Here is a 12,890-nt window from a genome sequence, read left to right as displayed (position 1 = left end):
GGTGGGTGGGTCGGGGCCGTGGCGGTGCATCAGCCCGTCGCCGTTGGGTGAGGGGTGGGCGTCGGTGGCGACGGGCATCGATGTACCGGCACGGCCCCTCGCGCCGGATCCCGGCTGCGGGTGCGTCGTGGTGGTGGCCGCCGCGTCCAGGAAAACCCGGACGGGGCACATTCATCCCCGGCCGGGGAGAAGTTCAGCCCGTCCGGCGTTTGAGGAGCGGGGTCTGGAGTGGAGCCCCCGGGGTGGGACGGGTAGGGGCGGAGGGGGCGAAAAGAGGCTGTGGAGGGCCGGAGAAAACTTTGGGTTTGGGGGATTGAGATGGTTCTGAGGGGGCAGGCGGACCGTACCCCCACGGGATCCGGAGCTGTCGGGAAGGGGGGAGATCCCTTCCCGGAGCACCTGGTACCCCCTTTGGCGGTCGCCGAGTTCACCCTCTCCCGAACCCGGCGACCGCCTGCCCGGGGGATCCGTGACGCATCTGTGGGGTGGGCCACACGCACCCTGACGTCCGGCGTCCCGGATGCGCGATAGCCTGACGGCGGATCTCTCTTGACGCCGAGAGATCGATCATCGGGATCTTTGATCGATCATTGCGGTGGTTGCAGGGGACGATCCTGCACCCGGGGCAGGGACGCCCCACCGCCTGCTGTCATACGGAGAACGCCATGACTCGCACTCCCGTGAACGTCACCGTCACCGGCGCGGCCGGCCAGATCGGTTACGCCCTGCTCTTCCGCATCGCCTCCGGCCAGTTGCTCGGCGCGGACGTGCCGGTCAAGCTGCGCCTCCTGGAGATCACGCCGGCGCTGAAGGCCGCCGAGGGCACCGCGATGGAGCTCGACGACTGCGCCTTCCCGCTTCTTCAGGGCATCGACATCACGGACGACCCGAACGTCGCCTTCGACGGCACCAACGTCGGTCTGCTCGTCGGCGCCCGCCCCCGTACCAAGGGCATGGAGCGCGGCGACCTGCTCTCGGCCAACGGTGGCATCTTCAAGCCGCAGGGCAAGGCGATCAACGACAACGCCGCGGACGACGTCAAGATCCTGGTCGTCGGCAACCCTGCGAACACCAACGCGCTGATCGCCCAGGCCGCCGCTCCGGACGTACCCGCCGAGCGCTTCACCGCCATGACCCGTCTGGACCACAACCGCGCGCTGACGCAGCTCGCGAAGAAGACGGGCACCACGGTCGCCGACATCAAGCGTCTGACCATCTGGGGCAACCACTCCGCCACCCAGTACCCCGACATCTTCCACGCGTCGGTCGCCGGCAAGAACGCCGCTGAGGTCGTCAACGACGAGAAGTGGCTGGCGGAGGAGTTCATCCCGACCGTCGCCAAGCGTGGTGCGGCGATCATCGAGGCCCGTGGCGCGTCCTCGGCCGCCTCGGCCGCCAACGCCGCCATCGACCACGTCTACACCTGGGTCAACGGCACCGCCGAGGGTGACTGGACCTCCATGGGTATCCCGTCCGACGGTTCGTACGGTGTGCCGGAGGGCCTCATCTCCTCCTTCCCCGTCACCACGAAGGACGGTCAGTACGAGATCGTCCAGGGCCTGGACATCAACGAGTTCTCCCGCGGTCGCATCGACGCCTCCGTCAAGGAGCTCGAGGAGGAGCGCGAGGCCGTTCGCTCCCTCGGCCTGATCTGATCCCGAACGGTCTGATCCCGAACGGTCTGATCCGGAGCGGTCTGATCCGACCGATCTGATGCGACGTAGTGCGCGGCTTTGCCCGGGTGGTTCATGGCGAATTCCAGGAGTCGTTGCAACACGAGTGATCAACTGGCTGTCGCCGGGAGCTTAGCGAGGCGCTCGGCTGGGGTTTCCCAGCCGAGCGTTTTGCGTGGCCTGTTGTTCAGCTCGGCGGCAACGGCATCCAAGTGCTCGCGGTTGTGGCGGGAGAGGTCGGTGCCGCTGGGGAAGTACTGCCTCAGCAGGCCGTTCGTGTTCTCGTTCGAGCCGCGCTGCCAGGGACTGCCGGGATCGCAGAAGAAGACGGGGATGTCCGTGGAGATGGTGAACTCCTTGTGCCGGGACATCTCAGACCCTTGGTCCCAAGTCAGGGACCTGAGTAGATGCGGCGGGAGCGTCTGCACGGTCTGGACCAGCGCGTCCCGCGTGCTGGCGGCGGAGTAGCCGTCGGGGAGATGGGCGAGCATCACATAGCGGGTGCTGCGCTCGACGAGTGTGGCGATGGCCGACTTGTGGTCCTTGCCGATGATGAGGTCACCCTCCCAGTGGCCGGGGACGGCGCGGTCGGCGGCCTCGGCGGGCCGTTCGCTGATCATCACTTTGTCCGGGATGTTGCGGGGCCTGCGCTTGTAGGACTGGCGGTGCGGCCGGCGCATCGTGCGGCCTGTCCGCAGGGCTTTGGCCAGTTCGCGACGGAGTTCTCCGCGGCCCTGGACGTAGAGGGCCTGGTAGATCGTCTCGTGGACCACGTGCATCTCCGGCCGGTCGGGGAAGGCGGTCCGCAGAGCCTGGCAGATCTGTTCCGGGCTCCAGCGCAGGGAGAGGTAGTGCTGGATGGAGTCCCGCAGCTCGGAGTTCCGGCCGATCTTTCCTGTCTTGGGCCGTGGACGGCGCTCCTCCGCCCGTCGGTGTGCGACGTGCGGCCGGTAGACCCAGTCCTTGCCGCGCCAGAGCGCACCGTTGCGCCGTATCTCCCTGCTGATGGTGGAGGGGCTGCGGCCCAGCTCGGCGGCTATCTGCCGGATGGACGCCTTCTCCCGCAGCCGGTCGGCGATGTGGATGCGGTCTGCTTCCCGGAGATAGCGGGAGGGGCCGGTAGCCGGAGAGCCGGCCGTGATCGGCGGCTTCGGCTTGCCGAAGGTCGGCGAGTGGTACCCGTTGTGCCATCGCCTGCCGGTCCGACAGTTGACGACGATTCTGCACGCTTCCGCGTTGCCGTAGCCCTGACTCATGAGCTGGAGATATACCTCCCGCTCACGAGCCAGGCGACGACCGCCCCCCGGGCTTCTGTCCTTACGGATCTCGAAGTCCATCGCACCCCTTGAGCTGGGGTGTTGCAACGACTACTGGAACCCAAGCATCACCGCCCGGGCATCGCTGTGTTCGGGGGCGGGGCCTCGTGCGGTGCCCGTCGTCATGTGGAGGGCGTTGAGCGTACGGAAAGTACGTAGCGAACGTATGTGCTTTGTCGCCATAAAAGTGGGTGCTGATGGCGGAATCCTCACTATCGTCGTTACGGAGCGGGGGGTGGCGGGATGGCGCAGCGATGGGACGCGGAGCGTCGGCAGTGGGTCGACGACGGTACGGGTCCGACGAACGGTGGGGTTCAGGACGGCGTGGACGCCGGCGGGGCGCCGCCGGCCGGGGACCAGCAGTGGTGGGCGGCGGCGACTCAGGCGGGTCCGATGAGGCCCGATTCCTTTCCGCCCGCGGGCTCCGCGCCGCCGCAGCCACCCCAGCCGCCGCAGCAACAGCAATGGGCCCACTCCCAGCAGCAGGCCCAAGCGGCCTGGTCGCACCAGCAGTCACAGCCGCCGACCTGGCCGGGCGGCGTCGTGCCGCCTCCGGGTGGTGGCCGGCCGGGCGGCTCCGGTGACGCGCGACGGCTCCTTCTGGTCATCGTGGCCGTGGCCGTCCTGGCGGGCGGTGTGGGCGGCGGACTGTGGGCGGTGACCCGGGGCGACTCGGCAAAGCATCCGGAGGCGCGCTCTTCCGGTCCCTCGGTCAGCGTCACGCCGTCGCAGCCCGGCGTGACCCCGGGCACCTCGAACAGCTCGGGCGGGGAGGGCACGTACACCGCCCCGGCCGTGACGACCGCACCGGCGCCGGCCCCCGGGTACAGCCGGTCGGTCGATCCGCTCGGCTACACCGTGGACGTGCCGAACGGCTGGGCGCGCGACGAGGCACAGGGCAAGCTGGCGCCCGTCGTCACCTACACGGCACCCGGCGGCAGTCGCAGGCTCATGGTGTTCCAGGTCAAGGAGGCCTCCGTGACGGAGTCCTCGGCGCAGGCCCAGTCCATCGCGGAGGGGTTCCGGGGCTACCAGTACCTGGACCGGCAGACCGGCACCGACTGGACGGAGTTCAGTTACCGCTACGACAGCAAGCAGTACGGGGCGACGCAGACCGTCGATCATCGTTTCCAGGCCGCCGACGGCACGCCGTACGCCATCATCGTGTACTCGCCGCCGGGCACGGACATGACCGAGCAGCTCACGACGGCGGTGAACTCCTTCTGTCCCACCGGGTTCACCTGCGCGAACGGCGCCTGAGGCCGTAACCGCCCCTAACGCGGGGGCGGTTGCCGCACGCTCGCGCCGCGGAGTCGTTTCTCGAACCAGTGCGCCGCGTACACGTTGTCGTCGTAGCGCGGGATCTCGATGTATCCGCACGCCCGGTACATCTCCTGGGCCTCGACGAGCGCGGCGTGCGTGTCGAGTCGTACGACGGTGAACCCGCGCTCCGCGGCCCGCTGTTCGAGCCCGTCGAGGAGGCGGCGTCCGAGACCGAGCCGACGGGCCCCGGGGTCCACCCACACATGCCGGATCTCGCCCTCCCGGGGACCGAGACGGCGCAGCGCGCCGCAGCCCACGGGGCGGCCCTCCTCGTAGGCCACGAGGAAGGCGCCCTCGTCGCCCGACACCTCGTCGGGGTGGACGAGGGCGGCGGGGTCGAAGCCCTCGGGGAACCGTGCGTCGATGTCGGCCGCGTACGCGTCGAGGCAGGCGCGGGCGTCGGGGGAGGCGCCGTCGACCGTCTCGACGGTGATCGCGGCGAGCCGGAGCAGCCGGTGCGCCGTGTCCAGGGCCTTGGTCAGTTCCGCCCGCCGCCGGGCGTCGAGACCGCCGAGGAGTCCCGCGGCGAGCGCGTCGGCCAGCCGGTTCTGTTCCTTGATCTCGGCCTGACCGGCGGACGTGAGGTCGGCGACGCGCAGTCTGCTGTCACCGGGATGGACGCTCACCCGGACGAGGCCCTGCCGCTCCAGGGCCCGCACCATCCGGCTCAAGTACCCGGCGTCCAGGCCCAGTCGGGCCCGCAGTTCGCGCAGGGAGGCTCCCGACGGACCGATCTCGAACAGCAGTCGGGCCTCGCCGAGCGGGCGGTCCTGGCCGAGGTAGTGGTCGTCGAGGGCTCCGATGCGCCGCGTGAAGTAGCGGTTGAACCGCCGCAGCGCCGTCACCTGCTCCGCCCGCACGGGGACCTTCCGATCTTCGTCCGTCGGCACTGGTTCCATCCTGCTTCGGCTCTCTGTCCGGCTCCGTCGAATCGTGCTCTGTTTTATTTGACTTTAGTCAAAGGGAAAGGGGCTGTCCATCGCCGCCCGTCGCCCTGCTTGTCCCTTTTCGTTGGGTTTTTCAGTGACCCGGCGCACTTCCGGTGACCGATTGCGCATGTGGCCGGGGTCGACGGGCAGGTGCTCACAGCTCACGGGGGCGACACCCGCGTGACACAGGGGGATCGAACAGGAACGGAAGGCAACACCGACCATGGCAGGACAGCAGGCAGAACAGACCATCCATGTGGGCGGCGCGTGGCGCGCGGCGCTCTCCGGCGCGACGCGCGAGATTCTCGACCCCGCCGATGCCGAGCCGTTCGCCGTGGTCGCGGAAGGTGACGAGAAAGACGCGGACCTCGCGGTCGCCGCCGCGCGCAGCGCCTTCGACGAGGGGCCCTGGCCGCACACCCCCGTCACCGAGCGCGCGGCCCTGCTGCGCCGCGTCGCCGACCTCCTCGTCCGCGACCGCGAGGAACTCGGCCTGCTCGAAAGCCGGGACGCGGGCAAGACGGTGGAGGAAGGGCGCATCGACATCGACTGTGTCGCCGACGCCTTCCGCTACTTCGCCGACCTCGTGGTGGGGGAGGGCGGCGGGCGCGTGGTGGACGCCGGGTCGTCCGGCATCCACAGCGTCGTCGTGCACGAGCCCGTAGGCGTGTGCGCGCTGATCGCGCCCTGGAACTATCCGTTGCTGCAGGCCAGTTGGAAGATCGCCCCGGCTCTCGCCGCCGGTAACACCTTCGTGGTCAAGCCGAGCGAGATCACCCCTCTGACGACCGTCGCCCTGCTCCGGCTGCTGGCCGAGGCCGGCCTCCCCGACGGTGTCGCGGGACTCGTCACCGGTCCCGGTCACACCGTCGGCGCCCGCCTCGCCGAGCACCCCGACGTCGACCTCGTCTCCTTCACCGGCGGGCTGGTCAGCGGTACGAAGGTGGCGCGCGCCGCCGCCGACACGGTCAAGAAGGTCGCCCTCGAACTCGGCGGCAAGAACCCCAACGTCGTCTTCGCCGACGCCTGTGCCACCGAGGAGGGCTTCGACACCGCCGTCGACCAGGCCCTCAACGCCGCCTTCATCCACAGTGGCCAGGTGTGCTCGGCCGGCTCCCGGCTCATCGTCGAGGAGTCGCTGCGCGAGCGCTTCGTCGCCGAACTCGCCCGCAGGGCCGGTGCGATCCGGCTCGGGCGCGGCACCGAGGAAGGTGTCGAGTGCGGCCCGCTCGTCTCCGCGCAGCAGCGCGAGAAGACCGAGGCGTACGTCGCCTCCGCGCTGGCCGAGGGCGCCGTGCTGCGGTCCGGGGGCAAGCGGCCCGAGCCGTCCGAGGTCCGGCCCGCCGGCGGCTTCTTCTACGAGCCGACCGTGCTCGACCAGTGCCACCGCGGGATGCGGGTCGTCCGCGAGGAGGTCTTCGGGCCCGTCCTGACCGTGGAGACGTTCACCACCGAGGACGAGGCCGTCGCGCTCGCCAACGACACCGAGTACGGCCTCGCGGGCGCCGTCTGGACCGCCGACACCGGCCGCGCCCGCCGTGTCGCGGGGCGGCTGCGCCACGGCACCGTCTGGATCAACGACTTCCATCCCTACCTCCCGCAGGCGGAGTGGGGCGGCTTCGGCAAGAGCGGCGTCGGGCGCGAACTCGGCCCGGCCGGGCTCGCCGAGTACCGCGAGACCAAGCACGTCTACCAGAACCTCGCGCCGACTCCGGTCCGTTGGTTCGCCGGCTGACTCCGGCTGACTCCGGCAGCAGCCAGCAGCCAGCAGCCAGCAGCCAGCAGCCAGCAGCCAGCAGGCAGCAGGCAGGCATCAGGCATCGGCCGGTCGGCCCGTTCGTCGGTCCGTCGGTTCGCGCGTCGGGCTCCGGCGTCCGTCACCTTCACAGCACTTGGGAGCACCCCTTCATGTCCCAGCACGAGAACACGTACGACTACGTCGTCATCGGCGGCGGCACGGCGGGCTCCGTGATCGCGTCCCGCCTCACCGAGAACCCGGATGTCAGCGTCGCCGTCATCGAGGGCGGCCCCAGCGACGTAGGACGTGACGACGTCCTCACCCTGCGCCGCTGGATGGGCCTGCTCGGCGGGGAGCTCGACTACGACTACCCGACCACCGAACAGCCGCGCGGCAACTCGCACATCCGGCACAGCCGCGCCCGCGTGCTCGGCGGGTGTTCGTCGCACAACACGCTGATCGCGTTCAAGCCGCTGCCGTCCGACTGGGACGAGTGGGAGGCGGCCGGCGCCAAGGGCTGGGGCGCGGCGCCGATGGAGGCGTACTACACGCGGCTCCTGAACAACATCGTCCCGGTCGACGCGAAGGACCGGAACGCCATCGCGCGGGACTTCGTGGACGCCGCCCGCTCCGCCCTCGGCGTGCCGCTGGTCGAGGGCTTCAATCGGCAGCCGTTCACCGAGGGCGTCGGCTTCTTCGACCTCGCCTACCACCCGGAGGACAACAAGCGGTCGAGCGCGTCGGTGGCGTACCTGCACCCCGTGATGGACGAGCGGCCCAACCTGACGCTCCTGCTGGAGACATGGGCGTACAAGCTGGAACTGGACGGGAAGCGCGTCACGGGCGTGCACGTCCGCACGAAGGACGACGAGGACGTCCTCGTCCGCGCGCGCCACGAGGTCCTGCTGTGCGCGGGCGCCGTCGACTCGCCGCGGCTGCTGCTGCACTCCGGCATCGGGGCCGCCGGTGACCTGGAGGAGCTGGACATCCCCGTCGTGCACGATCTGCCGGGCGTCGGCGAGAACCTGCTCGACCACCCCGAGTCGGTGATCGTCTGGGAGACGAACGGGCCGATCCCGGAGAACTCGGCGATGGACTCCGACGCGGGCCTGTTCGTTCGCCGCGACCCCGAACAGCCGGGCCCCGACCTGATGTTCCACTTCTACCAGATCCCCTTCACCGACAACCCGGAGCGCATCGGCTACGAACGGCCCGCGCACGGCGTCTCGATGACCCCCAACATCCCCAAGCCGCGCAGCCGCGGCCGTCTCTACCTCACCAGCGCCGACCCGACCGTCAAACCCGCCCTGGACTTCCGGTACTTCACGGACGAGGACGACTACGACGGCCGTACCCTCGTCGACGGCATCAGGATCGCCCGCGAGATCGCCGCGGCCGAGCCGCTCGCCGGCTGGCTCAAGCGCGAGGTGTGCCCGGGACCCGACGTCACCGGCGACGAGGAACTGAGCGCGTACGCACGCCAGGTCGCGCACACCGTGTATCACCCGGCGGGCACCTGCCGGATGGGCGGCCTCCTGGACGAACTCGCCGTGGTGGACCCCGAACTGCGCGTCCGCGGCCTCGACGGCATCCGTGTCGCCGACGCCTCCGTGTTCCCGGCCATGCCCGCCGTGAACCCCATGGTCGGGGTGCTCATGGTCGGCGAGAAGGCCGCCGACCTCATCGGGGGTGACGCGCGATGAACACGTCCACCGGTACCCCGAGCACGATGAACGAGCCTGACGGCGCCCCGAGCGCGACCGACACGGCCGGCCCCGTCTTCTCCGTACGCGGCCTGTGGAAGGTGTTCGGCCCGAAGGCCGACCGCGTCCCCGGCGACCCCGAACTCGCCTCCCTCGACGCCGCCGAGCTGGCTGCCGCCACCGGCTGCACCGCCGCCGTCCGAGACGTCGGCTTCGATGTGCGCAAGGGTGAGGTCTTCGTCGTCATGGGCCTGTCCGGTTCGGGCAAGTCCACCCTGGTGCGCTGTCTCACCCGGCTGATCGAACCCACCTCGGGCAGCCTCGCGATCGACGGCGAGGACGTCCTCGCCATGGACAAGGGACGGCTGCGCGAACTGCGCCGCCACCGCGCCGCCATGGTCTTCCAGCACTTCGGCCTGCTGCCGCACCGGACGGTCCTCGACAACGTCGCCTACGGTCTTGAGATCCAGGGCGTCCCGCGCGAGGAACGCCGGGCGAAGGCCGCCGAGGTCGTCGCCAAGGTCGGTCTGGAGGGCCTGGAGCAGCGCAGGCCGGGCGAGCTGTCCGGCGGTCAGCAGCAGCGCGTCGGGCTGGCCCGCGCGCTCGCCGTCGACCCCGAGGTCCTGCTCTTCGACGAGCCGTTCAGCGCGCTCGACCCGATGATCCGGCGCGACATGCAGGAAGAGGTCGTCCGGCTGCACCGCGAGGAGGGCCGCACGATGGTCTTCATCACCCATGACCTGACCGAGGCCCTGCGCCTCGGCGACCGCATCGCCCTGATGCGCGACGGCCGGATCGTCTAGCTCGGCACCCCCGAGGAGATCGTCGGCTCCCCGGCCGACGACTACGTCCGCGAGTTCGTCCGGGACGTGCCCCGCGAGCAGGTCATGACGGTCCGCACGGCCATGCGGGCCGGGGACTGCGGCGGCCCGGACCACCCCGGCGCGCTCGCCCCCGACACGGTGGTCGCCGACGCGATCAAGGCCGTCGCCCGTAGCGGCCGCGCCGCCTGCGTCGTCCACGACGGCCGCTGCCTCGGTGTCGTCGACCACGAGCGGCTGCTCGCCGTCGTCGCCGGAGAGGACCTGGGTACGGGAGCGGACCGGAGTGCCGGATCGGACCCACGTGCCGGGGCCGGCCCGCGGAAGGAGGCGGTGTGATGGCCGCAGTCACCGCGTCCGCTCCCCGTACCGTCCTGCCCGCCCGCCTGCGGCACCCCGCCGTCGGCAAACTCGTGCTGCTCGCCGTCCTCGCGGCGGTGTTCGTTCCCCTCGCCGTCGCCCGCTGGTCCGGCGGCACCTGGCCGCACGCCCTGACCGTCGACCTGACCGGACCGCTCGGCAGAGCCGGCGACTGGATCATCGACAACCGGGACAGCCACCCGCTGTTCCTGTACTTCTTCGGCTACGTCAGCAACGCCGTCGTCCTGTCCGTGCGCGCCGTCTATCTGCTGCTCCTCGCGGCCGGCTGGGCCGGAGTGACCGGCCTGGCCGCCCTCGTGGCCTGGCGGGCCGCCGGAGTGCGGCAGGCCGTCGGCACCGGCGTGGCCTTCCTCGTCTGCGGACTGCTCGGCATGTGGGTGCCCACCATGCAGACGCTGGCGGTCATGGTGGTCGCCGTGTTCGCCTCCGCCGTCCTGGGCCTGCTGCTCGGCCTCGCCGCCGGGCTCTCCGACCGCACCCACCGCGCACTGCGCCCCGTCCTCGACACCATGCAGGTGCTCCCGGCGTTCGCGTATCTGCTGCCCGTCGTGCTGGTCTTCGGGATCGGTGTTCCCGCGGCCGTGCTCGCCACCGTCGTCTACGCCGCCCCGCCCATGGCCCGCCTCACCGCGCTCGGTCTGCGCGACGCGGACGAGGGCGTCATGGAGGCCGTCGCCTCGCTCGGCGCCACGGCCCGCCAGCGGCTGTTCACCGCCCGCCTTCCGCTGGCCCGCAAGGAACTCCTCCTCGGCCTCAACCAGACGATCATGATGGCGCTGTCCATGGCCGTCATCGCCTCCGTGATCGGCGCCGGCGGTCTCGGTGACCGCGTCTACCAGGCCCTCGCCTCCGTGGACGTGGGCGCCGCACTCGCCGCCGGCATCCCGATCGTGCTCCTCGCGGTCGTCCTCGACCGGGTCACGGCCGCGGCGGGCGAACGGCTCGGAGCGCCCCGCGAGAACACCCCCCGGCTGTACGTGGCGCTCGCCGCCTCCGCCGTCCTCGCCGTCCTGCTCGCCGGCCGCCTCACGGGCCGGGCGGAATGGCCCGGCGCGTGGGCCGTGAATCTTGCCGAGCCGGTGAACAGCGCCGTCGACTGGATGACCGGCCACCTCTACTCCGGCGTCCCGTACATCGGTGGCACCGCCGACTGGGCGGGCCACTTCACCACCTGGGTCCTCGACCCTCTCCGGGACGGACTCCAGTGGCTGCCCTGGTGGGCCGTGCTGCTGACCGTCGCCGCCCTGGCCTGGCTCATCGGCACCTGGCGCACCGCTCTGACCGCCGTCCTCGCCATGGCCGCGATCGGCGTGCTCGGCGCATGGAAGCCGGCCCTGGACACGCTCTCCCAGGTGCTGGCCGCGGTCGCCGTGACCCTCGTGATCGGCTTCGCCACCGGGATCGCGGCCGCCCGCAGCGAACGGTTCGAGCGCCTGCTCCGGCCCGTCCTCGACGTCTTCCAGACCATGCCGCAGTTCGTCTACCTCATCCCCGTGGTCGCGCTGTTCGGCGTCGGCCGCGCCCCCGCCGTCGCCGCCGCGGTCGTCTACGCGCTGCCCGCCGTGGTCCGCATCACCACCCAGGGGCTGCGCGCCGTCGACCCGGCCGCACTGGAGTCGGCCCGCTCCCTCGGGGCCACCGCGGGGCAGCAACTGCGCCAGGTCCAGCTCCCGTTGGCGCGGCCCGCGCTGCTGCTCGCCGTCAACCAGGGTGTCGTCCTGGTCCTCGCCGTGGTCATCATCGGCGGTCTGGTCGGCGGCGGCGCGCTCGGCTACGACGTCGTGTTCGGCCTCGCCCAGGGCGACCTGGCCACCGGCCTGGTCGCGGGCGCCGCGATCGTCTGCCTCGGACTGATGCTCGACCGGGTGACCCAGCCGACCGGGCGCCGCGCGAAGAAGGGAGCCTGACATGCGGGTTCGTACGACATCCACGGTGGCCGGGGCCTCGGCCCTGCTGCTGCTCACCGGCTGCGGCGCAGCCGACATGACCCAGCAGGCCTCGCCCTTCGCAGGCGCTCGGGGCGCGAAGACGGTGACCCTGTCCGTGCAGTCGTGGGTCGGCGCCCAGTCCAACGTGGCCGTGGCGCAGTACCTCCTCGAACACGAGCTGGGCTATCGCGTCGACACCGTCCAGGTCGACGAGGTGCCCGCCTGGGACGCGCTCAGCCAGGGCCGCGTCGACGCGATCCTGGAGGACTGGGGCCACCCCGACCAGGAGAAGCGGTACGTCGAGGACAAGAAGACGATCACGCCCGGCGGGAACCTGGGCGTGACCGGGCACATCGGCTGGTACGTCCCGACGTACTTCGCGAAACAGCACCCGGACGTCACGGACTGGAAGAACCTCGACAAGTACGCCGACCGGCTGCGCACCCCCGAGAGCGGGGGCAAGGGCCAACTCCTCGACGGCTCACCGTCGTACGTCACCAACGACAAGGCGCTGGTGACCAACCTGAAGCTGAACTACCAGGTGGTGTTCGCCGGTTCGGAGGCCGCGCAGATCACGCAGATGAAGCAGTTCGCGAAGGAGAGGAAGCCCTTCCTCACGTACTGGTACTCCCCGCAGTGGCTGTTCGAGAAGGTCCCCATGACCGAGGTGAAGCTGCCCGCCTACAAGGAGGGCTGTGACGCCGACGCGGCGAAGGTCGCCTGCGCCTACCCGCACACTCCGCTGAAGAAGTACCTGAACGCCGACTTCGCGAAGGCCGGAGGGAAGGCGGCCGCCTTCCTGAAGAGGTTCAAGTGGACCACCGAGGACCAGAACGAGGTCTCCTTGATGATCGCCAATGACAAGCTGACGCCCGAGGCGGCGGCGAAGAAGTGGGTGGGGCGCCACGGGTCGACCTGGCGGTCGTGGCTGCCCTCGTGAGCCGGTGACCCGGCGATACGGCTGAGCAACGGCGCGGCGGCCCGGCTGAGCAACGGCCCGGCAGCACGGACGCCCGGCAGCACGGAGGCCCGGCTGAGCGACAGGCGGCGGGGGGCGGTTAGTACTAGCAAACGTCAC

At 70.8% G+C, this 12,890-nt stretch carries 8 protein-coding genes and 1 pseudogene; 7 read left to right on the top strand and 2 right to left on the bottom strand.

Going from position 1 to position 12,890, the window contains the following annotated elements:
* Positions 1–665 precede the first annotated feature (665 nt).
* Positions 666–1,655, top strand: a complete 990-nt coding sequence (locus ACWEBX_RS33730) for a malate dehydrogenase (protein ID WP_451888571.1) — start codon at positions 666–668, stop codon at positions 1,653–1,655.
* Between the two features lie 128 nt (positions 1,656–1,783).
* Here the strand turns inward: ACWEBX_RS33730 and ACWEBX_RS33725 are convergent, their stop codons facing one another.
* The gene (locus tag ACWEBX_RS33725; protein ID WP_451888570.1) at positions 1,784–3,010 is read right to left on the bottom strand and encodes an IS30 family transposase; all 1,227 of its coding nucleotides are present in this window, start codon (positions 3,008–3,010) and stop codon (positions 1,784–1,786) included.
* Between the two features lie 222 nt (positions 3,011–3,232).
* Between ACWEBX_RS33725 and ACWEBX_RS33720 the strand changes: the two genes are divergently transcribed.
* A complete protein-coding gene (locus ACWEBX_RS33720) occupies positions 3,233–4,249 on the top strand; it encodes a hypothetical protein (protein ID WP_451888569.1) in 1,017 nt (338 codons plus the stop codon).
* Positions 4,250–4,263: 14 nt separating this feature from the next.
* Here ACWEBX_RS33720 and ACWEBX_RS33715 read toward each other — a convergent pair whose 3' ends face one another.
* A complete protein-coding gene (locus ACWEBX_RS33715; protein ID WP_451888568.1) occupies positions 4,264–5,211 on the bottom strand; it encodes a bifunctional helix-turn-helix transcriptional regulator/GNAT family N-acetyltransferase in 948 nt (315 codons plus the stop codon).
* A 253-nt stretch (positions 5,212–5,464) separates the two neighbouring features.
* On the opposite strand from ACWEBX_RS33715, the gene ACWEBX_RS33710 reads away from it, so the two are divergent.
* From ACWEBX_RS33710 to ACWEBX_RS33690, 5 genes and pseudogenes are all read left to right on the top strand, one after another.
* On the top strand, positions 5,465–6,976 hold the full coding sequence (locus ACWEBX_RS33710; protein ID WP_451888567.1) for an aldehyde dehydrogenase family protein: 1,512 nt from the start codon (positions 5,465–5,467) through the stop codon (positions 6,974–6,976).
* 173 nt (positions 6,977–7,149) lie between these two features.
* Positions 7,150–8,682 (top strand): GMC family oxidoreductase, encoded by a 1,533-nt coding sequence (locus tag ACWEBX_RS33705; RefSeq protein ID WP_451888566.1) that lies wholly within the window; start codon positions 7,150–7,152, stop codon positions 8,680–8,682.
* 26 nt (positions 8,683–8,708) lie between these two features.
* A pseudogene (locus tag ACWEBX_RS33700) lies at positions 8,709–9,842 on the top strand (quaternary amine ABC transporter ATP-binding protein).
* Entirely contained in the window at positions 9,842–11,791 is a 1,950-nt protein-coding gene (locus ACWEBX_RS33695; protein ID WP_451888565.1) for an ABC transporter permease, read from the top strand. Before ACWEBX_RS33700 ends, ACWEBX_RS33695 begins: the two are co-directional and overlap by 1 nt.
* 1 nt (position 11,792) lies before the next feature.
* Positions 11,793–12,752, top strand: a complete 960-nt coding sequence (locus ACWEBX_RS33690; protein WP_451888564.1) for an ABC transporter substrate-binding protein — start codon at positions 11,793–11,795, stop codon at positions 12,750–12,752.
* Positions 12,753–12,890: the final 138 nt, after the last annotated feature.

It is taken from the genome of Streptomyces sp. NPDC005070, assembly GCF_053600395.1.
Note: the sequence above shows the minus strand (reverse complement) of the source record. Positions and strands in the feature narration are given on the sequence as shown.

What these genes read in the sequence shown, in the direction of transcription:
- ACWEBX_RS33730 (WP_451888571.1), top strand. Translation starts at nt 666, where the DNA reads ATGACTCGCACTCCCGTGAACGTCACCGTCACCGGCGCGGCCGGCCAG.
- ACWEBX_RS33725 (WP_451888570.1), bottom strand. Translation starts at nt 3,010, where the DNA reads ATGGACTTCGAGATCCGTAAGGACAGAAGCCCGGGGGGCGGTCGTCGC.
- ACWEBX_RS33720 (WP_451888569.1), top strand. Translation starts at nt 3,233, where the DNA reads ATGGCGCAGCGATGGGACGCGGAGCGTCGGCAGTGGGTCGACGACGGT.
- ACWEBX_RS33715 (WP_451888568.1), bottom strand. Translation starts at nt 5,211, where the DNA reads ATGGAACCAGTGCCGACGGACGAAGATCGGAAGGTCCCCGTGCGGGCG.
- ACWEBX_RS33710 (WP_451888567.1), top strand. Translation starts at nt 5,465, where the DNA reads ATGGCAGGACAGCAGGCAGAACAGACCATCCATGTGGGCGGCGCGTGG.
- ACWEBX_RS33705 (WP_451888566.1), top strand. Translation starts at nt 7,150, where the DNA reads ATGTCCCAGCACGAGAACACGTACGACTACGTCGTCATCGGCGGCGGC.
- ACWEBX_RS33695 (WP_451888565.1), top strand. Translation starts at nt 9,842, where the DNA reads ATGGCCGCAGTCACCGCGTCCGCTCCCCGTACCGTCCTGCCCGCCCGC.
- ACWEBX_RS33690 (WP_451888564.1), top strand. Translation starts at nt 11,793, where the DNA reads ATGCGGGTTCGTACGACATCCACGGTGGCCGGGGCCTCGGCCCTGCTG.